Consider the following 18,155-nt stretch of genomic DNA (forward strand, 5'->3'; position numbering starts at 1 on the left):
ACGTGCGGCCGCGCCGCGCCCGTTCAGCGCGCGTGTGCATCGAGGGCGAGGTTGAGGTTGAGGACATGGACGCGCGGTTCCCCGAAGACGCCGAGGTCGCGACCCTCGGTATTCTCGGCGACGAGTTGCCGCACTGCCTTCACTTCAAGGTGGCGGGTGCGGGCGACTCGCTCCAACTGGTAGTCGGCAGCGGCCGGGCTGATGTGCGGGTCGAGGCCGCTTGCCGAAGCGGTGACCAGGTCGATCGGTACCGGCCGCTGGTTGCCCGGATCGGCGGCGCGCAGCGCCGCAACCCGAGCCTTGACGGCATCGGCGAGGGCCGGGTTCAGGGGCCCCTGGTTCGAGCCCGCTGATGCGGCGGCATTGTAGGGCTGGGGCGCTGTTGCCGACGGGCGGCCCCAGAAGTACTTCGGATCGCTGAAGTTCTGGCCGATCAGCGCCGAGCCGATCGGCTTCCCATCCCGCATGATCAGGCTGCCGGCGGCGGCATCGGGAAAGGCGATCCGCGCCACGCCGGTCACCAGCATCGGATACACGAGACCGGTCACGACCGACAACAACACGAACAGGGAGAGGGCAGGGCGCAGCAACGCTTTCATTGGTGCCTCCTCAGGCAAGACCGGCGGCGGCCAGCGCCATGTCGATCAGCTTGATGCCGATAAAGGGGGCGACCAAACCACCGAGGCCGTAGATCGCCAGATTGCGACGCAGCAGGGTGGCGGCGCCGACGGCGTGATAGCGGATACCCTTGAGGGCCAGCGGAATCAGCGCGATGATGATCAGGGCGTTGAAGATGACCGCCGAGAGGATCGCCGAGGCCGGGCTGGCCAGACCCATCACGTTGAGTGCCGCAAGCGCCGGATAGGTGCTGACGAAGGCGGCCGGAACGATTGCGAAATACTTGGCGACATCGTTGGCGACGCTGAAGGTGGTCAGCGCGCCGCGCGTCATCAACATCTGCTTGCCGGTCTCGACGACTTCGATCAGCTTGGTCGGATTCGAGTCGAGGTCGACCATGTTGCCGGCTTCCTTCGCGGCCTGCGTGCCGGTATTCATCGCCACGGCGACGTCGGCCTGGGCCAGGGCCGGTGCGTCATTGGTGCCGTCGCCGGTCATCGCCACCAGGCGCCCTTCGCCCTGGTACTGGCGGATCAGCGCCAGCTTGGCTTCCGGGGTCGCTTCGGAAAGAAAATCATCGACGCCGGCCTCGGCGGCGATTGCAGCTGCCGTCAGGCGGTTGTCGCCAGTGATCATCACCGTCTTGATCCCCATCTGCCGCAGTTCGGCGAAGCGTTCCTTGATGCCGCCCTTGACGACGTCCTTCAGTTCGACGACACCGAGCACGCGTGTGTCATCGGCCACCACCAGCGGCGTGCTGCCGCGGCGTGCCGCCGCGTCCACGGCCGTCAGCACGGACTGTGGCATGGCGCCACCGAGGGCTTCGACATGCTGGCGGATGGCATCGGTGGCCCCCTTGCGGATCTGCCGGCCGGGCACATCGACGCCGCTCATCCGCGTTTGCGCCGAGAAATGCACGAACTGCGCTTCGAGCGCATGCACATCGCGCTCGCGCAGATTGAAGCGCTGCTTGGCGAGAACGACGATGCTGCGCCCCTCGGGCGTTTCGTCGGCGAGCGACGCCAGTTGCGCTGCGTCGGCGAGTTCGGCCTCGCTGACCCCGTCGGCGGGCAGGAAGGCCGCGGCCTGGCGATTGCCCAGCGTGATCGTGCCGGTCTTGTCGAGCAGCAGCACGTCGACGTCGCCGGCGGCTTCGACCGCGCGGCCGGATGTGGCGATGACGTTGGCCTGCATCATGCGGCTCATGCCGGCGACACCGACGGCGGAAAGCAGGCCAGCGATGGTGGTCGGAATCAGGCACACCAGCAGCGCGATGAGGACGGTGATACTGACCGGCGAACCCGATCCGGCCACCGCCACACTGAATTGGGAGAACGGCAGCAGGGTCGCGGTGACGCCGAGGAAAACGATGGTCAAGGCCGCCAGCAGGATCGCCAGCGCGATTTCGTTCGGCGTCTTTTGCCGCTTCGCCGTCTCGACCATGGCGATCATCCGATCGACGAAGGTCTCGCCGGGATTGACGGTGACGCGCACGACGAGCCAGTCGGAGAGCACGCGCGTGCCGCCGGTGACCGCCGAGAAATCTCCGCCTGATTCGCGGATGACCGGCGCCGATTCGCCGGTGATTGCCGATTCATCGACCGACGCGACGCCTTCGATCACCTCGCCGTCGGCGGGAATCGTTTCGCCGGTGGTGACCAGGACGACGTTGCCGACGCGCAGGTCGTCCGCGGGAACCGTGTGCCACTCGGCGTCCGCGCGCGGGGCGCTCAACCGCTTCGCCCAGGTTTCCTTCTTCAGGCCGCGCAGTGACGCCGCCTGCGCCTTGCTGCGCCCTTCGGCCAGCGCTTCCGCGAAGTTGGCGAAGAGCACGGTAAACCACAGCCAGATCGCGACGCCGAGGATGAACGCCGTCGACTCCTGGCCCGGACCGCCGAGTGCCGGGACCGCTGCCAGCGTGGTCAGGATCGAACCGATGAAGACGACGAACATCACCGGATTGCGCCACTGCACGCGTGGATCCAGCTTGCGGAACGAGTCGATGATGGCCGGCGTGACGAGCGCCGGGTCGAACAGGGAAAAGGTCTTGCGTGTCATCAAATTCTCCTGCGAATCATCGTGTCGACCACAGCACCAGATGCTCGACCACCGGTCCGAGCGCCAACGCGGGGACATAGTTGAGCAGACCGACCAGCAGCACGACACCGACCAGCAGCGCGACGAACAGCGGGCCGTGCGTCGGCAGGGTCCCGGCGCTCACCGGGATCCGCTTCTTGGCGGCCAGCGAACCGGCCATCGCCAGTACCGGTACGATCACGGCAAAACGGCCGAACCACATCGCCAGCGCCAGCAGCACGTTGTAGAAAGGTGTGTTGGCCGAGAATCCGGCGAAGGCGCTGCCGTTGTTGTTGGCTGCCGACGAGAAGGCGTAGAGGATTTCGGCAAAGCCGTGCGCGCCCGGGTTGGCGATACCGGCCCGGCCAGCCTCGGTCATCACGGCAGCGGCGGTGCCGACGAGGACCAGCAGCGGCGTCGCGAGGATGGCGATCGACGTCATCTTCATCTCGTGCGCCTCGATCTTCTTGCCCAGGTATTCCGGCGTCCGTCCGATCATCAGTCCGGCGATGAATACCGCCAACACGGCAAAGATCAGCATGCCGTAGAGGCCGGAGCCGACACCGCCGAAGACGACTTCACCAAGTTGCATCATCACCAGCGGCACGGCACCGCCGAGCGGCGTGAACGAGTCGTGCATCGCATTGACCGCCCCGCAGGACGCGGCCGTGGTGACCGTGGCAAAGAGGGCCGAATCGGCGATACCGAAGCGCGCTTCCTTGCCCTCCATGTTGCCGTCGCTCAGGGCGGTGGTGCGCACGCTCGTCGCCTCGGTTTCGCCGACCTGCGCCAGCAGCGGATTGCCTTGCTGCTCGAAGCCGATCGCGCCGATGGCAAAGCTGACGAAGAGCAGCGCCATCGCGGCAAACACCGTCCAGCCCTGGCGCTCGTCGCCGACGATGCAGCCGAAGGCAATGCACAGCGCGCCGGGAATCAGGAAGATCGACAGCATCTGCAGGAAGTTCACCAATGGCGTCGGGTTCTCGAAGGGGTGAGCCGAGTTGGCGTTGAAGAAGCCGCCGCCGTTGGTGCCGAGCATCTTGATTGCCTCCTGCGAAGCAACCGGACCCATGGCCAGGGTCTGGGTCGCAGTGGAGGCACGTTCCATCACCGGGTTGCCCTGCTCGTCCTGCAGCGGTTGGCCATCGGCGTCAAGCCTTGGAGCCTCGTATCTGGTCACGTCGAGCGTGGTCACCTCCTGGTAGGCGGCGAAGTTCTGGATCACACCCTGACTGCTCAGGAACAGCGCGAAAAGCAGCGACAGCGGCAGCAGAATCCAGGTGGTGGCACGAAAGATGTCTGCCCACGCATTGCCGATGCCTGTCGCCGAATGCCGTGCAAAGCCGCGGACGAGCGCGATGGCGACGGCGATGCCGGTGGCCGCGGAAACGAAGTTCTGCACCGTCAGGCCGAGCATCTGGATCAGGTAGCCCATCGTCGATTCGCCGCCATAGCCCTGCCAGTTGGTGTTGGTGACGAAGCTCACCGCCGTGTTGAAGGCCGAATCGGGGCTGACATTGGCCATCGCCTGCGGATTCAATGGCAACCACGGTTGCAGGCGCTGCAGGGCATAGACGGCGAGCAGGCCGAGTGCGTTGAACAGCACGACCGCCAGTGCATACTGCAGCCAGCCCATCTCTTCGTCGCGCTGGATACCGCAGGCCCGGAACACCGCCTTCTCGACGCCGCTGACCCAGCTCTCGTGATTCCCCATGGTCATCACCCTGGAGATGTAGATGCCCATTGGTCGGGCCAGGAGCAGCAACATCGCCATGAAGAGACCGAGCAGGATCCATGCATGGTCGTTCATGAGAAATCCTCCGGAAAGAGCAGCGCCGCGATCAGATAGACCAACAGGCCGCCGGCGGCGAGGCCGGCGAGGATGGTCAGCAGGCTCATGCGCGGCCTCCGGTCAGGCGGGCGCAGCCATGGGCGAAAGCCACGACAAGGCCGAACAGCACGGCCAGAGCGGCCAGATAGACGACATCCATTGCATTCCTCCAGTCAGGGTGTTGACAAGGGGAATGCTAGTCCGGTGGCCCTCAAGATGGTCGAAAAGGAGACAAGCCGCGTGTAAAGACCTGATAAAGATCACGCGTCCACGACAGTCCCTGTGGCTGCCGCGGCAGAATCGCAACGGGCTCCCGGCTGATCGGGTTGGCCCGCATCGCGTGGCTGCAGCCGAGACGCTCCGCATGCCGGGCGGAACGGCTCGTGCCGAGGCAGGCAATGGACGCCGACCTGCGTCGCCGGCGTCCGGCAATGGCGCCATCAAGACATCTGATCAAAGGCTCGCCATGTCGATCACGAAGCGGTACTTGACGTCGCCTTTCAGCATCCGCTCGTAGGCCGAATTGATGTAGGCGATCGGGATCGTTTCGATGTCGGAAAGGATGCCATGGTCGGCGCAGAAATCGAGCATTTCCTGCGTCTCCCGTATGCCACCGATCAGCGAACCGGCGATGCGGCGGCGCTTGAAGATCAGGTTGAAGACATTCGACGGCGGGTGTGGCTCCGCCGGGGCGCCAACCAGGGCCATCGTGCCGTCGCGCTTGAGGAGTCGCAGGTAGGCGTCGAGGTCGTGTGGCGCCGCCACCGTGTTCAGGATGAAATCGAGTTGGTTGGCGTGCGCCGCCATCTGCTGCGGACTGGTCGAAATGCACACCGAGTCGGCACCAAGCCGCTCGCCATCGGCGATCTTGCCGGGCGAGGTGGTGAACAGGACGACGTGCGCGCCCAGTGCGTGCGCGATCTTGACCCCCATGTGGCCGAGTCCACCGAGACCGACGATGCCGACCGTCCTGCCGGGTCCGGCGCCCCAGTGGCGCAGCGGCGAGTAGGTCGTGATGCCGGCGCAGAGCAGGGGGGCGACACGCGCCAGGTCCTTCTCGTCGTGCCGGATGTGCAGGACAAAGGACTCCTTGACGACGATCGTCCGCGAATAGCCGCCGAAGGTATTCTCGCCGCCGAACACCGGGCCGTTGTAGGTACCCGTGAAACCGTTCTCGCAGTACTGTTCCTCTCCCTCATGGCAGGAATCGCAATGCCCGCAACTGTCGATCATGCAGCCCACGCCCGCCAGATCGCCCGGCTTGAAGCGGCGAACGCCGTTGCCGACGGCCACCACGCGGCCGACGATCTCGTGCCCGGGAACGCAGGGGTAGATGGTGTTCTGCCACTCGCCACGGGCCGTGTGCAGGTCCGAATGACAGACGCCGCAATGGAGAATCTCGATCTGCACATCCTCTGCGCCGGGATCGCGGCGCTCCAGTTCGAAAGGTGCAAGCGCACTGGTGCTGCTCCGCGCTGCATATGCCCTGGTCTTGATCATGGCCGAGTTCCTCCTCTTGCCGATGGGGTCAATGGGTGTTTGAGCGCCGGGTCCGAACCGGCCTTGCCGTGGCCCGGCAGCGTCAATGGTACGCCAAAGCCTGACCGTTGTTGCCCATATGGCGACGCCGTACGGCCACCTCGAACCGCTCTTCGCCAGGGCCTCCTGCCGGACTCCCGCGCGCGGGGTCGTGGACGTGGAATCCTCGCTGATCGTCCGGGGCGGCAGGCAGCGTTCCTTCGTCGCCGGGCGGTTCGGCGCCGGCTGTCGTCCGGTGGCGGTCGCTGCCTGCTGGCTGCCGTCGCGCGACTTACAAGCGGGGCGTGAGGCCGTCGGCGAGCGACAGGCGATAAGCCGAATAGCCGGGCACGAGACTGGCCAGCAGGCCGGCGGCGACGACTGCCGCCAGCAGCCGCAGTTCATCGCTGCTGACCCAGCGCACGCTCAGCGAGAGGCCGAAGTGGGCCTGCACGAGCGGCGCCAGAACGGCGCTGAGCAGCGCCAGCAGCGCGACGCCGAGGAGCGCGCCGAGGAGGGTGATGAAAAGCGCCTCGGCGCTCAGGAGGAGGAACAAATCGCGTGGGCGCGCACCCACCGAGCGCAGGATCGCCAGCTCGCGGCGCCGTTCGCCGAGGCTGGCGAGGATCACCGCGACGAGGCCCGCGAGACCGACGGCGAGAACCATCGCCGACACGGCCAGCAGCGTCCGCTCGGCAAGGCCCACCATTTCCCAGAGTTGATCGAGGGCGACTCCGGGCAGCACCGCCAGGAGCGCCTCGCCGGGGTGCTGGTTGATCTGCCGCTGCAGGCGGAAGACGGCGGCGCGGTTTTTCAGGCCGATCAGCGCGGCAGTGATCTCCTTCGGCTGCAGGTCGAACTTGCGCACGTGCTCGGCGGGAATCGACAGGCCTGGCAGCGGCGCACCGCCTGCCCAGTCGAGATGGATCGCCTCGATCGCCTGCAGACTGACGTGCAGCGTGCGGTCGACCGGCGTGCCGGTCGGCGCGAGAATGCCGACGACCGTGAACGGCTTGTCGTCATGTTCGGCGAGGCCGACGTCGCCCATGCCGTGGCTGATGATGATCTGGTCGCCGATCCGGTACGCAAGCCGCTTCGCCACCTCGGCCCCGAGAACGGTCTCGAAGATGCCGTCGAACGGCCGGCCGGCGGCAAACTGCAGCGCTTGCCCGTCGCCGTAGCGGAAGTGCTCGAAATAGGCGCCGGTCGTCCCGAGTACCGGCAGGCCGTGGTGCGAGTCGCCGAGCGACAGTGGAATGGCCCAGGCCACCGCCGGATCGCCGGCGATCGCCTGATAGCTCTGCCAGCGGATGTTGTTGCTCGCTTCGCCGAGACGGAAGACCGCGTAGAGCATCAGCTGCACGGCGCTGGTGCGCGCCCCGACGACGAGATCGGTTCCCGACACCGACAGCGCGAAGCTGTTGCGCGCCTCGTGACGGACGCGCTCGACGCCGAGGAGCAGGGTCACGCTGAGGGCGACGGCGACCAGCGTCATGCCGAGTGTCAGGCGCCGGTTCCAGGCGCTGCGCACGGCCAGCGTCAGCAGCCACTTCATCGCGCGTTCCCGTCACCGCCACTGGCGCCCAGCGTCGGCAGCGACAGCTCGCGGTCGAAGCCGGCCGCCAGGCGGTGGTCGTGGCTGACGAAGAGCAGGGTGCTGCCGCTGCGTTCGCATTCGTCGCGCAGCAGTTCGAGGAAGGCGCCCTGTCGCTCGGCATCGAGCGCCGAGGTCGGCTCGTCGGCGATGACGATCTCGGGTTGCCCGATCAGGGCGCGGGCGGCGGCGACCCGCTGCTGTTGGCCGACGCTCAGCCGCGTCACCTGGCGACGGTGCAACGCCGGGTCGAGGTCGAGCCGTGTCAGCAGGCGCTGCGCTTCACCTGCCGGCGTGTTGCCGGCAGCGGTTGCCCGTGCCAGCCGCCGCGCCGAAAAGCGGCAGGAGAGGAGGACGTTGTCGACGACCGACAGGTAGGGGATGAGGTTGAACAACTGGAAGAGGAAGCCGATGTGGTCGGCGCGGAAGCGATCGCGCGCCGCCTGCCGCATTTGCGTCAGATCGTTGCCGAGCAGCTGCAGGCTGCCGCGCTCGGGTACCAGAACGCCGCCGAGCAGCCCGAGCAGGGTGCTCTTGCCGCTGCCGCTCGGCCCGTGGAGGAAGACGCGTTCGCCGGCATGAACCTCGAAGCGGGGGATGTCGAGGTCGAAGTCGGCGTCGTCGGCCCAGCGGAAGTGCAGGTTCTCGATGCGGATGAGCGGCGCCGGCATCTCACTACCAGGAGACCCGCCGCTGTTGCGGCGACAGCCGGGCGGCCGACTGGCCGCGTGGCCCGGCGACCTGCACGTCGAGGCGACGCAGCTTCGGGAAGCTGGCAAAGAGGCCGACCTCCAGGTCGCGCAGGGCTGCCGCATCCGCGCAGCGGAAGACGAAACTGCCGTCGAGATCGGCATGGTCGCCGCCGCCCACCGGCGGTGACGGCTGCAGCAGCGGCGACTCGAGCTCGACCGAGACCACCGTGCAGCGGGCCGCCGGCGTCGGGGTGAAGATCTCGCCGGCCTGGCGCAGGCGATCGGCCATGGTCTGCAGCGCCTGCTTCTGCTGCGCCGTTCGCGGCGCGTGCTCGAATCCGACGAGATTGGCGAGCGGCGTCTCCAGCTGCAGGCTGAGCGTGTTGCCGTCGACGGCGACCTGCAGGCGTGCCGACCCGTGGACGTGTGCTCCGGGAGGTCCGGCGAGTGCCGCCACAGGGAGCAGGCAGGCCATCACAAGCAGGCAGGACAAGGGTGATCTTTTCATTGGCGGTCTCCATTTGACGCCCTGATTGAAGCACAAGGACCCTGTAAATGCAACAGGATTGCGTCTGGGGGTGCCGCTGGCTTTCTCCACCGCGGCGAGGTGGCCGGGAGGCAGCAGCGCGCTGGCGAATTCGGCGATAATCGGCGGCGCCCCGTCGCTCGGCCAGCCGTCCGACGGTGTGCAACGTCGCTCGACGAGAGATGAAAGACATGCTGCTGAACCTTCCTTGCCGTTGCCGCCGCCGCTCGGTCGACCTGTGCCGGCAGCCGCCACGCGCCCCGGCCGGCAGCCACTGGCGATCGCCGCTTCGCCAGGCGCTTGCCGTCTTGGGCGTGGCTGCCCGCGCAGTGCAATGAGCCAGCAGCCGGCCCGCTCGCCGGGCGTGCCACTCGGCGATTTCCTCGCCGCAGGCGTCGTCGCCGAGGATGTCCCGTCGCTCTTCCCGCTGCTTTCGGCACGGCCCTTGCTGGCTGCTTTCGTCGCGCTGTTTCGCGGCGGCGACGACGAGGTGCTGATCCGCCTGGCAGTGCTCAAGGGCATCGGTACGCGCGCCGAGTCACCCTTCTGGTCGCCACGCGAACTCGAGGAACAGTTCGTCTGGCTCGATCCGGTCAAGCTCGACACGGTGCTCAAACGGTTGCGCGAGCACGAACTGCTGATCTGGGACGGCGAGCAGCGGTTGTATCATCTGGCGCCCACCGGTCGCATGGCGCTGGCGGCGATCGACCTGATGCTGCAGTTCGCCGCCGAGGAGGACGCCGAACTCGGCTTCCTCGCGTCGCAGGTCGCTGCCGGCGGTGCCGTCGGTCGTCTGTCGACGGATACGCTGCGCCACCTGCTCGCGCGCCTTGCCGAGCTGGAAGCGCAGTTCGCAGCCGCCGTCGCTTCCGGTTCCGAGTTCCGCCTGGTCGCCGCGCAGACGCGACTGCAATCGGTCTGGCAGTGGATGGAGAAGGGCACCGCCATCCTCGCCAGCCTCTCGGAGGAAGGCTTTGACGATGCCACCTGGCGGCTGGCACAGGAGATCGGCGCGCGCCAGTCGCGCATCATGCGCATGACTTCGGTCTTCCAGCGCGAGCTGGCGGCGATCGCGCGCCAGCGCGTTCATCTCTCGCAGGGGGGCCTGTCGTCGTCGGAAGTCGCCGCCTGGCTGAAGGGGCTCGACGTCGAGCGGATTGCGGCGCTGGCCGACGGCGCCCTGAGCATCGTCGTGGAGCCCGTCTTTGCGCTGCAGGACGTCATGCTCGACATCGCCGAGGCCGAGCTGATCGACCGCCAGCACCCGGACCGCCGCCGTTCGAGCCTGCCGCCGCCGGCAGCGGTGGCGACGACGCTCGAGCTGCCGGTCGAGCCGCCGCCCGAGCTGGCAGCGCTGCTGCAGGTTCTGCAGCATGTCGACGGCCCGATGCCGGTCGCCGATGTGGTCGTCGGCGGCGGCTTCCGCGCGGCGTCGTACCGCCTCTCGCTGCTGCCTCTCCTCGGTGAGGACAAGGCGTCGTCCGAACTGGCGCCGCTGGCTGCGCTGCCGGTGCGACTGCTGTGGTCGGCCGAGGCCGCGGCGGGGGCGCTGACGGCCGTCGATCGCGCGGAAGTGGCGGCGCTCACGCCCGGAGTCGTCGCGCCGCTGCCGGCGCGGCCCGGAAACCTGCCTGGATGATCCGCCGATGGACGCTGCACCGCTGATTGCCCGCCTGCTTGCCCGTCGCAGCCTGCCGCGCAGCGATCCGGGCGTTTCCCGCCTGCTCGTCGATGCCGGGCTGCGCGGCGAGGTCGAGGCGCGGCTGGCCGCCTGCGGACTGCGCCTCCTCGACCATCCCTATGCGGCGAACGTCGCGATCGGCGTCGACCGCACTGCCGAGAGCGCCGTCTTCGAGACCGAGAAGGACTGGCAGGCGAGCAACGTCGGCCTGTCGCGGGATGTCGTGGCGCTTCTGGTCCTGCTCTGGGCGCTGATCATTCTGCCGAAGCGGGAACGCCAGATCAGCCGCGACAGTCTCGAGAGCCAGGGCCAGAGCGAGCTCTTCGGGAGCTCGCGGCCGGTCGATCGCGACCCTGCGGCGGTCTCCGGCGTCGTCGCCGAGAGCGCGCTGCTCGACGACTACGGCAAGCTTCTCGGCGGCAAGGCGCGCGTCCGCCAGTTCATGCTGCCGACGCTCGGCCGGCTCGGCTTCATCGAGCGCCGGCTGGGGATGATCCATGAGGGCCCGCTGCTCGACCTGGCGCTCGACTATGCGGAACTGGCGCCGCGCATCCTGCAGGGCGCGCTCGGCGACCTGCTGCGCCAGCGCAGCGCGGGGGCAGGCTGATGTTCCGCTTCGAGACGCTCGAACTCGTCCACTGGGACTACTGGCAGCGGCTCGAAGTCCCGCTCGCGGCGCCCATCGTCACCATCGTCGGCGCCAACGGCTCGGGCAAGACGACGCTGCTCGACGCCCTGCGCACGCTGCTGGCGCTCGAGTGCTCGGGGCACGGCAGCCGCAAGCGCGACTACAAGCGCTACGTGCGGCGCAATGGCGAGGACTTCGCGTGGCTGCGCGCGGTCGTCGACAACCGCCGGCTGCCCAACCAGCGGCGTCCGTTCTGGCCACCGCACCAGGAGGAACAGGTGACGCTGGCCTGCCGCATCGAGCGCAAGGGCGGCGACTGGACGCGGGTCTACTTCCTCGCGCCGGGAGACGTGGCGATCGAACGCATCGAGGCCGAGGGGACCGAGTACGGCGTCCGCGACTGGCGGCAGCTGCTGCACCAGGCGGGGCTGACGCCGGCGCTGGCGCGCGTGCTGTCGCTCGAGCAGGGGCAGACCGACAAGCTGTGCGAACTGTCGGGCAGGGAACTGCTCGATCTGGTCTTCCAGGTCTTTGGTGACAAGGAGACGCTCGACCGCTATGCCGAGGCACGCGCGCACCAGGAACTGGTGACTGCCGAGCTGAAGGCGATGCAGGGCGAGGAGTCGCGGCTCGCCAACGAGCTCGAACGCTTCGAGCAGAAGGTGAACCGTCACCTCGAGTGGCAGGCGCTGGCGAGCGAGCGGCAGGAACTGGTCGCCGAGACGCGGCCCCGGCTCGAATTCCATGCCCTCAACGAATCGATCCGCGGTGCGCGCCGCCAGCTGGCGGCAACGCGCCGCGACTGGCGGCGGCTGCGCGCCGAGCTGCAGGCGTGCAGCGACGGGCAGCCGTCGCGACGGCGCGCCGTACAGCAAGCGGCCGACGCGCGGGGCGCCGCCGAGACCGCCGAGCAGGCGGCGAACGCGGTGCTCAACCAGGCGAATGCCGAGCGCACCCGCTGGCTGACCCGGCTCGAGGAGCGCCAGCGCCTGCTCGCTGCGGCCCGCGTCGAGGGTGGCGATCCGCTGGCCGACCAGGAGGCCCTGGAAGCGGCCGAAGCCGAACGCGATGCCCTGCGCCTGCAACTGGCCGCCGCTGACGCGGAACTGAAGCGGGTCGGCGAACTGCTGCACGAACTCGCCGCCGGCCGGCGCGCCGATCCGCAGGATGTCTGCCGGTTTCGTGCGGCGCTCGATGGCGCCGGCATCGGCCACACGCTGCTCGCCGAGCGGCTGGAAATCGCCGACGAAGGCTGGGCGAGTGCCGTCGAGGCGGTCCTCGCCCCGTTTGCCGACATCGTCCTCCTGAACGACGCACGCCAGGCGGAGGAGGCCTTCGTCCTCGGCGAGCGGCTGCGTTACCGGCACTACCTCGTGCCCGAGAGCGTCGCGGTTCCGCCGGCCGGCGCCGGCTCGCTGCTCGAGGTGCTGCGTTTGCGCGGTCCGGTTCCCGAGTGGCTGATCGGCCTCCTGCAGCGCACGCAACGCGTCGCGGACGCCGCCGCCGGCGCCCGCCTGCCACGCGGCCAGGACTGGGTGACCCGCCAGGGCTACCTGCGCGAGCGGCGTGGCGGCCGCCATGCCGCACCCGACCTGCCGCGCTTCGGCGAGGCCAGGCTGGCCGCACTGCGCGAGCGCGCGGAGCAACTGACGAACGAGGCGAATCCTTTGCGTGCACGCCTGCGCGTCGTCGACGCCCGCCTCGCCGCGCTGCGCCAGCGCGTCCTGGGCAGCGACGCGCGCCGCGACCTGGCGGCGCGGGCCGGCGAGTTCGCCGCGGCGGAGGACCACCTGCAGCGCGCCGACGAGGCGCATCAGGACGCCGCCCGCGCCGCCCTCGGCACGCGCCAGGAACGCCAGCGCTGCGAAGAGGGGCTGCGCAGCGCGCAGCTTGCCGAGACGGCGCTGGCCAGCCAGATCGCCGGCCTGCGCAGCGCGTTGCCCGGGCTCGAGAACCTCGCCGGGCGGCGCGAGCAGGCAGAGCGCTTGCGTCGGCTGCGCCGGCAGCGCCGCGAGCTGCCGTCGGCTTGGCAGGAGGCGGCCGGCAACCAGGCGCTGGCCGAGCAATGGGGCGACGCGCGCGCGATCGATCGCCGGATTGCCGAGATCGAGCGCCGCTTCGCGCAGGAATCCTGGGAGACCGACGGTACCGTCGTCGCCCTGCGCGACAATCTGCGCGACAGCCTGCAACGCCAGCAGCGCGAGGTTGGCGACCGCCGCCGCGACAACGACATGGCGCGCGCGCAGACCGACGCCGCGCGCAGCGAGTACGTCAAGGTGTTGCGCCACACCGCCAGCCGCTACGCCAGGAACCTGCGCCTGCTCGGCGAGATGGCCGGCGTTCGCGTCGAAGTCGAACTGCCGCCGCTGGCGGCCGAAGAGGGCGCTCTGGCGCAGGCGGCGCTGGTCGTCCGCTTCGAATTCGATGCCAAGGGCCTGATGGGAATGAACGACTCGGATGCCTCCGGCGGCCAGCAGGTCGTCAAGTCGCTGATCCTGCTCGTCGGGCTGATGATGGAGGAAGCGCATCCGGGCGGCTTCGTCTTCATCGACGAGCCCTTTGCCCACCTCGACATCATGAACATCGAGCGCGTCAGTGCATTCCTCAGGGCGACCCGCGCGCAGTACCTGCTGACCACGCCGGTGACCCACAACATCGGGGTTTACGATCCGGCGTCGATCACCCTGGTGACCGCCAAGAAGCGTCCCGACGAGCGCTGGGCGAGCCGCGTCGGCGTCCTGGTACGGGCACCCGCTGCCGCCACGGCGATTGCCGGCGATGCCTGAACAAATCGAGTGGCTTGGCGCCGGCCCGCCGTGGCGGCGGCGCCGGCGCCGCTTCGACGGGCCGCGCGGGGCCGCCGACACCCTGCCGGCCGAGCGCCGCGCACTGCTCGCGCGCTGGCTGCGCCGTGGCGGCAGGAGCTACTGGGAGACCCTGGCGGGCGATGCCGGCAAGGCCTATCCGCTGGCGCAGGCGCTTCTCGAATGGCTCGTGCAGGGCGGCTGGGCGGTGCTCGACGAAGAACTGCGCGGGCAGGGCTGGTGGCCGCGCCAGGTCGAAATCGTCGATCCCGGGGCGTTGCGGACGGCGCTTGGTCTGCCCGATCCGCAGGCCGCGCGGCAGGCCTGGGAGAGCGCCGAACGCACGCACTTCGTGCATCCCGAACTGCTCGCCGCGGCCGAAGCACTGGCCGCGCTGCCGCCGGCGCGGGCGCTGCGCCGCCTGGCGCTCCTCGAACGCCTCGATTCCTGGCAGGGCGAAGAACGCAGCGGCACGCGCCGCGATTTCGCCTGGTTCGCCCGCGGCGATACGAAGAGCATCAGCGAGGCCGAGTGGAACTGGCTGGCCGAGCACTGCGACCTCGCCGGCTTCGGCATCAGCGGCCATACGCCGCAGCTCCTGATCGCCGCACCCGTGCTGCTGCATGTACAGTTGCCGGGACGCCGCATCGCCAGCATCGCGCTCGATGCCGCGGCCGACTGGATCGGCCTCACCCCGGCGACGGTTGCCGCCATCGTCGGTGCCGATGCCTGTCTGCGCTGCTGGCGGCTGGTCGAGAACCGCAGCAGTTTCGAGCGCCTCGCCCGGCAGCGTCCGTTCGGCGACGGCGTCGTCTGGCTGCCCGGCTTTCCGCCGGGCTGGTGGCGGACGGCGATGGCGCGCCTGCTTGCCTGCGCACCGGCAGCGGCCGACATCGCCTGCGACCCCGACCCGGCCGGCATCGCCATCGCGCTCGAGGCCGGACATATCTGGGAAGCCGCCGGTCTCGCCTGGCAGGCGCCGGAAATGGCTGCCGCGCGCCTGCACGGCCTGCCGCAACGCAAGCCGCTGACCGAGGCCGATCGCCGGCAGCTCGCACGGCTGCGCGCCGCCGGACTGCCGGCGACGTTCGCCGGGCTCGCCGCGGCGCTCGACGAGCTGGGCGAGAAGGGCGAGCAGGAGGGCTATCTGTGATGGCGTCGCCGCCGGACGCGACGGCGGGCAAGCTCTTCGCCGGTCTGCCGCCGATCGGCGAGGCTGGCGAGCAGTTCGTGCAGCTCGTTCAGCGAAGCGGTCTGCTAATCGAGCGCATCGTCTCGAGCGGCCAGGCGAGTCCGCCCGGTTTCTGGTACGACCAGCCAGAGGCGGAATGGGTGCTGCTGCTGCAGGGCGAGGCGCTGCTGCGCTTCGCCGACGAAGACGAGGCGCGCCGCCTGCAGGCCGGTGACTGGCTGGACATCGCCGCACACCGTCGCCACCGCGTCGAGTGGACGGCGCCCGATCGCCTGACGATCTGGCTGGCGGTGTTCTACGGCGACGAAGGCAGGCATCCGGCCGAGGCCGGACGACAGCGGTGTGAAGCCAGCACCGAATGCCTCCGTCCAAGCGGTGAAGTGGTCTAATTTCGCTGGACACCCCGATAGGTGGATGATGCACCTTTGGAGGAGCAATTGATGAGTCAGCAACGCAAGACTTTTGACCCGAGCTTCAAGCTGCAGGTCGTTCAACTGATCAAAGACCAAGGGCTGAGTGTGGCGCAGGTATGCCGAGACATGAACCTCGGCGAGACGGCGGTCCGTCGTTGGCTGGCGCAGTTTGCTGCAGAGCAGTCTGGCCAGAGCGGCATCGGCAAGCCGCTGACGGCCGAGCAGCAGCGCATACGCCAATTGGAAGGAGAGGTTCGGCAGCTGCGCCAGGACAACGACCTGTTGAAAAAAGCGTCGGCCTTCTTTGCCCGAGAACTGCGATGATCCACCGGTGCATCGATCAGTTGGCAGAGAAGGCCGCCACCGGCGTAGCGCCGCTGTGCCGCGTCCTCGGCGTCAGTCGCTCGGGGTATTACGCTGCCGCAGCGCGGGCAAGAAAGCCGCCCATGGTTTGCGCGGCAACGGTTCATCTACAAGCCGCTTTCGCGGCCTCCGGGCGAAGCTATGGCAGCCGGCGCTTGCAGCAGGCCCTGCTTCAACAAGGGCGGCCCATCGGCCGCTACCGTGTCCGATCGCTGATGCGAATCAATGGCCTACGGCCGGTCTGGAAGCGCAAGTTCGTCCACACCACCGATAGCCAGCATGCCCTGCCGATCGCCGACAACCTGCTCAACCGGCAGTTCGAACCGGCCACCGCGAATTGCGCCTGGGTCTCGGACATCACCTACATCCGCACGGCGAGCGGCTGGTTGTACCTGGCCGCCGTGATGGACTTGTTCTCGCGCAAGATCGTCGGCTGGGCGATGGCGCCGAGCATGCCAGCCGAACTGGTCTGTACGGCTTTGCAGATGGCCATTACCCAGCGGCAACCGCCGGCGGGCTTGGTGGTGCATTCGGATCGCGGCAGCCAGTACGCCAGCGACGCCCACCGCACCTTGCTTGCACGGCATCGTTTGCGCGCCAGCATGAGCCGCAAGGCCAACTGCTGGGACAACGCCGTCATGGAGCGCTTCTTCCTGAATCTCAAGATGGAGCGCGTCTGGCCGAACCAGTATGCCAACCACGCAGAGGCTACTCGCGATGTGACCGACTACATCGTCGGCTTCTACAACAGCGTCCGCTTGCACTCAAAACTCGGTTACCTGCCGCCGAATGCCTATGAACGGCACATGGCAGAAAAACAACCTATCCCGGTGTCCGAAAATACTTGACCACTAAACTGTGTGGCGGAGCGGCTGAAGAAGAAGGACTACCGGCCGGAAGCGATCAAGCGGGTCTGGATACCGAAGCCGAACGGCAAGCTGCGCCCCCTGGGGATACCGACGATCACTGACCGGGCTCTGTCTGCCCACTCGGCTGTGCTCGCGGCGCAGCCGTTCAGCATGAGCGAGGCGCTGCTCGCCGTCGAGTTCCACGCTGGCACGGTGCTCGAGGTCGTGGTCGTCTGGCCTGATGGTGCCGCCGCCGCTGCGGCGCCCTTGCTCGATGTCGTGCGCCGGAGCTTCCCGCCGGCGCACGTGCTTGCCGGTGGCGCCGAGTCGGTGATCGATTCGCTCGCCAGCAGTGTTCCTTTCGTTCGCGGCAAGCGCGCTCAGGCGGGTCTGCCGACCGCGTACGTCTGCCAGCAAGGCCGCTGCGATCTGCCACTCACCGATGCCGCGGCGCTGGCCGCGCTGCTCGGACGGATTGCCTGAGCGGGCCATGTCGGCGGTGACACCGGATCGGCCGTCGGCGACCGCGGCAGGAGCCTCGGGAGAGCAACCGGTACGATGCTTCTGGTGCCAGCAATCGACGCTTCTGATCGACTACCACGACCACGAATGGGGTCGGCCGGTGACCGACGACTGCCGGTTGTTCGAGAAGATCTGCCTCGATGGCTTCCAGTCCGGCCTGAGCTGGTTGACCATACTCAGGAAGCGCGACTCCTTTCGCCGGGCCTTTGCCGGCTTCGACCCGCGGCCTGTGGCGGCTTTCGGCGAGCCCGAGGTGCAGCGACTGCTGCTCGACAATACGATCGTTCGCCATCGCGGCAAGATTCTGGCGGCGATCAACAATGCCAGGCGGGCGCTGGCGCTGCAGGAGCAGTTTGGCAGCCTCTCGGCGTACTTCTGGCGCTTCGAGGTCGACGTCGCCGGCAGGCCGCAGGTGCCGACCCCGGAACACCTGCAGACGCTCAGTCAGTGCCCCGAGTCGGTGGCGCTTGCCAGAGATCTGCGGCAGAAGGGCTGGACCTTCGTTGGACCGACCACTGTGTACGCCTTCATGCAGGCGATGGGTCTGGTGAATGATCACCAGCACGATTGTCGTGTCGGCCAGGCGCTGCGCGTCGCGTGCGGCGGGGCAGCCGCCGTGCGCGGGGCCCTGAGCGAGGAAAGCTAAGCCGCCTGCTCCGCACCGGCCTCGACTGCGCCAGATGTGACTGCACAGAGGCCGCACGCGAGGACCAGTAAGCAAAACCCGGATCGTTTGACCAGACCCGAGTTCCTGCGTTACTTGGTGGAGACAGGCGGGATCGAACCGCCGACCTTCTGATTGCGAACCAGACGCTCTCCCAGCTGAGCTATGCCCCCGAAACCGCACGC

16 protein-coding genes and 1 tRNA gene are annotated in these 18,155 nt (G+C 68.4%); 8 read left to right on the plus strand and 9 right to left on the minus strand.

The window, feature by feature from the left end; all coding sequences use genetic code 11:
- Positions 1–23: 23 nt before the first annotated feature.
- The 8 genes from kdpC to NFW30_RS14065 all read right to left on the minus strand — a co-directional run bounded on the left by kdpC (position 24) and on the right by NFW30_RS14065 (position 8,837).
- Positions 24–599, minus strand: a complete 576-nt coding sequence (gene kdpC, locus NFW30_RS14030) for a potassium-transporting ATPase subunit KdpC (RefSeq protein WP_295356105.1) — start codon at positions 597–599, stop codon at positions 24–26.
- Between the two features lie 10 nt (positions 600–609).
- Positions 610–2,676: a potassium-transporting ATPase subunit KdpB gene (kdpB, locus tag NFW30_RS14035; RefSeq protein ID WP_295356107.1), complete on the minus strand. Its 2,067-nt coding sequence runs from the start codon at positions 2,674–2,676 to the stop codon at positions 610–612.
- A 16-nt stretch (positions 2,677–2,692) separates the two neighbouring features.
- Positions 2,693–4,504 (minus strand): potassium-transporting ATPase subunit KdpA, encoded by a 1,812-nt coding sequence (gene kdpA / locus NFW30_RS14040; protein ID WP_295356109.1) that lies wholly within the window; start codon positions 4,502–4,504, stop codon positions 2,693–2,695.
- Positions 4,501–4,593 carry a potassium-transporting ATPase subunit F gene (locus NFW30_RS14045; RefSeq protein WP_295356110.1) on the minus strand — a complete coding sequence of 31 codons (93 nt, stop codon included), beginning with the start codon at positions 4,591–4,593 and terminating at the stop codon, positions 4,501–4,503. The genes kdpA and NFW30_RS14045 overlap by 4 nt, the downstream gene beginning before the upstream one ends.
- A 385-nt stretch (positions 4,594–4,978) precedes the next feature.
- Positions 4,979–6,025, minus strand: coding sequence for an NAD(P)-dependent alcohol dehydrogenase (locus tag NFW30_RS14050; RefSeq protein ID WP_295356112.1), 1,047 nt, complete (start codon positions 6,023–6,025; stop codon positions 4,979–4,981).
- 310 nt (positions 6,026–6,335) lie between these two features.
- Positions 6,336–7,598 (minus strand): ABC transporter permease, encoded by a 1,263-nt coding sequence (locus tag NFW30_RS14055; RefSeq protein ID WP_295356114.1) that lies wholly within the window; start codon positions 7,596–7,598, stop codon positions 6,336–6,338.
- Positions 7,595–8,308, minus strand: coding sequence for an ATP-binding cassette domain-containing protein (locus tag NFW30_RS14060; protein ID WP_295356116.1), 714 nt, complete (start codon positions 8,306–8,308; stop codon positions 7,595–7,597). Before NFW30_RS14060 ends, NFW30_RS14055 begins: the two co-directional genes overlap by 4 nt.
- 4 nt (positions 8,309–8,312) lie before the next feature.
- Entirely contained in the window at positions 8,313–8,837 is a 525-nt protein-coding gene (locus tag NFW30_RS14065) for a DUF2796 domain-containing protein (RefSeq protein WP_295356117.1), read from the minus strand.
- A 352-nt stretch (positions 8,838–9,189) separates the two neighbouring features.
- On the opposite strand from NFW30_RS14065, the gene NFW30_RS14070 reads away from it, so the two are divergent.
- The 8 genes from NFW30_RS14070 to NFW30_RS14105 all read left to right on the plus strand — a co-directional run bounded on the left by NFW30_RS14070 (position 9,190) and on the right by NFW30_RS14105 (position 17,952).
- Positions 9,190–10,494, plus strand: coding sequence for a hypothetical protein (locus NFW30_RS14070; RefSeq protein ID WP_295356119.1), 1,305 nt, complete (start codon positions 9,190–9,192; stop codon positions 10,492–10,494).
- 7 nt (positions 10,495–10,501) lie between these two features.
- Positions 10,502–11,143 carry a hypothetical protein gene (locus tag NFW30_RS14075; protein WP_295356121.1) on the plus strand — a complete coding sequence of 214 codons (642 nt, stop codon included), beginning with the start codon at positions 10,502–10,504 and terminating at the stop codon, positions 11,141–11,143.
- The gene (locus tag NFW30_RS14080; RefSeq protein ID WP_295356139.1) at positions 11,143–13,950 is read left to right on the plus strand and encodes an AAA family ATPase; all 2,808 of its coding nucleotides are present in this window, start codon (positions 11,143–11,145) and stop codon (positions 13,948–13,950) included. Before NFW30_RS14075 ends, NFW30_RS14080 begins: the two co-directional genes overlap by 1 nt.
- Positions 13,943–15,121, plus strand: a complete 1,179-nt coding sequence (locus NFW30_RS14085) for a hypothetical protein (RefSeq protein ID WP_295356141.1) — start codon at positions 13,943–13,945, stop codon at positions 15,119–15,121. The genes NFW30_RS14080 and NFW30_RS14085 overlap by 8 nt, the downstream gene beginning before the upstream one ends.
- Positions 15,121–15,549 (plus strand): cupin, encoded by a 429-nt coding sequence (locus NFW30_RS14090; RefSeq protein ID WP_295356143.1) that lies wholly within the window; start codon positions 15,121–15,123, stop codon positions 15,547–15,549. The genes NFW30_RS14085 and NFW30_RS14090 overlap by 1 nt, the downstream gene beginning before the upstream one ends.
- Positions 15,550–15,600: 51 nt before the next feature.
- A protein-coding gene (locus tag NFW30_RS14095; RefSeq protein ID WP_295356145.1) for an IS3 family transposase occupies positions 15,601–16,784 on the plus strand; the annotation gives its coding sequence in 2 pieces (ribosomal slippage) (positions 15,601–15,868 and positions 15,868–16,784; 1,185 coding nt in all).
- 12 nt (positions 16,785–16,796) lie between these two features.
- Entirely contained in the window at positions 16,797–17,267 is a 471-nt protein-coding gene (locus NFW30_RS14100) for a hypothetical protein (RefSeq protein ID WP_295356147.1), read from the plus strand.
- A 7-nt stretch (positions 17,268–17,274) separates the two neighbouring features.
- On the plus strand, positions 17,275–17,952 hold the full coding sequence (locus NFW30_RS14105) for a DNA-3-methyladenine glycosylase I (RefSeq protein ID WP_295356150.1): 678 nt from the start codon (positions 17,275–17,277) through the stop codon (positions 17,950–17,952).
- Positions 17,953–18,067: 115 nt separating this feature from the next.
- On the opposite strand, the gene NFW30_RS14110 is transcribed toward NFW30_RS14105, so the two are convergent.
- A tRNA-Ala gene (locus NFW30_RS14110) sits at positions 18,068–18,143 on the minus strand.
- Positions 18,144–18,155: the final 12 nt, after the last annotated feature.

This window comes from Accumulibacter sp. (assembly GCF_023806635.1).
Lineage (GTDB): Bacteria > Pseudomonadota > Gammaproteobacteria > Burkholderiales > Rhodocyclaceae > Accumulibacter.

Excerpts from the sequence above, each read along its gene's own strand:
- kdpC (WP_295356105.1), bottom strand. The coding sequence starts at position 599 with ATGAAAGCGTTGCTGCGCCCTGCCCTCTCCCTGTTCGTGTTGTTGTCG.
- kdpB (WP_295356107.1), bottom strand. The coding sequence starts at position 2,676 with ATGACACGCAAGACCTTTTCCCTGTTCGACCCGGCGCTCGTCACGCCG.
- kdpA (WP_295356109.1), bottom strand. The coding sequence starts at position 4,504 with ATGAACGACCATGCATGGATCCTGCTCGGTCTCTTCATGGCGATGTTG.
- NFW30_RS14045 (WP_295356110.1), bottom strand. The coding sequence starts at position 4,593 with ATGAGCCTGCTGACCATCCTCGCCGGCCTCGCCGCCGGCGGCCTGTTG.
- NFW30_RS14050 (WP_295356112.1), bottom strand. The coding sequence starts at position 6,025 with ATGATCAAGACCAGGGCATATGCAGCGCGGAGCAGCACCAGTGCGCTT.
- NFW30_RS14055 (WP_295356114.1), bottom strand. The coding sequence starts at position 7,598 with ATGAAGTGGCTGCTGACGCTGGCCGTGCGCAGCGCCTGGAACCGGCGC.
- NFW30_RS14060 (WP_295356116.1), bottom strand. The coding sequence starts at position 8,308 with ATGCCGGCGCCGCTCATCCGCATCGAGAACCTGCACTTCCGCTGGGCC.
- NFW30_RS14065 (WP_295356117.1), bottom strand. The coding sequence starts at position 8,837 with ATGAAAAGATCACCCTTGTCCTGCCTGCTTGTGATGGCCTGCCTGCTC.
- NFW30_RS14070 (WP_295356119.1), top strand. The coding sequence starts at position 9,190 with ATGAGCCAGCAGCCGGCCCGCTCGCCGGGCGTGCCACTCGGCGATTTC.
- NFW30_RS14075 (WP_295356121.1), top strand. The coding sequence starts at position 10,502 with ATGGACGCTGCACCGCTGATTGCCCGCCTGCTTGCCCGTCGCAGCCTG.
- NFW30_RS14080 (WP_295356139.1), top strand. The coding sequence starts at position 11,143 with ATGTTCCGCTTCGAGACGCTCGAACTCGTCCACTGGGACTACTGGCAG.
- NFW30_RS14085 (WP_295356141.1), top strand. The coding sequence starts at position 13,943 with ATGCCTGAACAAATCGAGTGGCTTGGCGCCGGCCCGCCGTGGCGGCGG.
- NFW30_RS14090 (WP_295356143.1), top strand. The coding sequence starts at position 15,121 with ATGGCGTCGCCGCCGGACGCGACGGCGGGCAAGCTCTTCGCCGGTCTG.
- NFW30_RS14105 (WP_295356150.1), top strand. The coding sequence starts at position 17,275 with ATGTCGGCGGTGACACCGGATCGGCCGTCGGCGACCGCGGCAGGAGCC.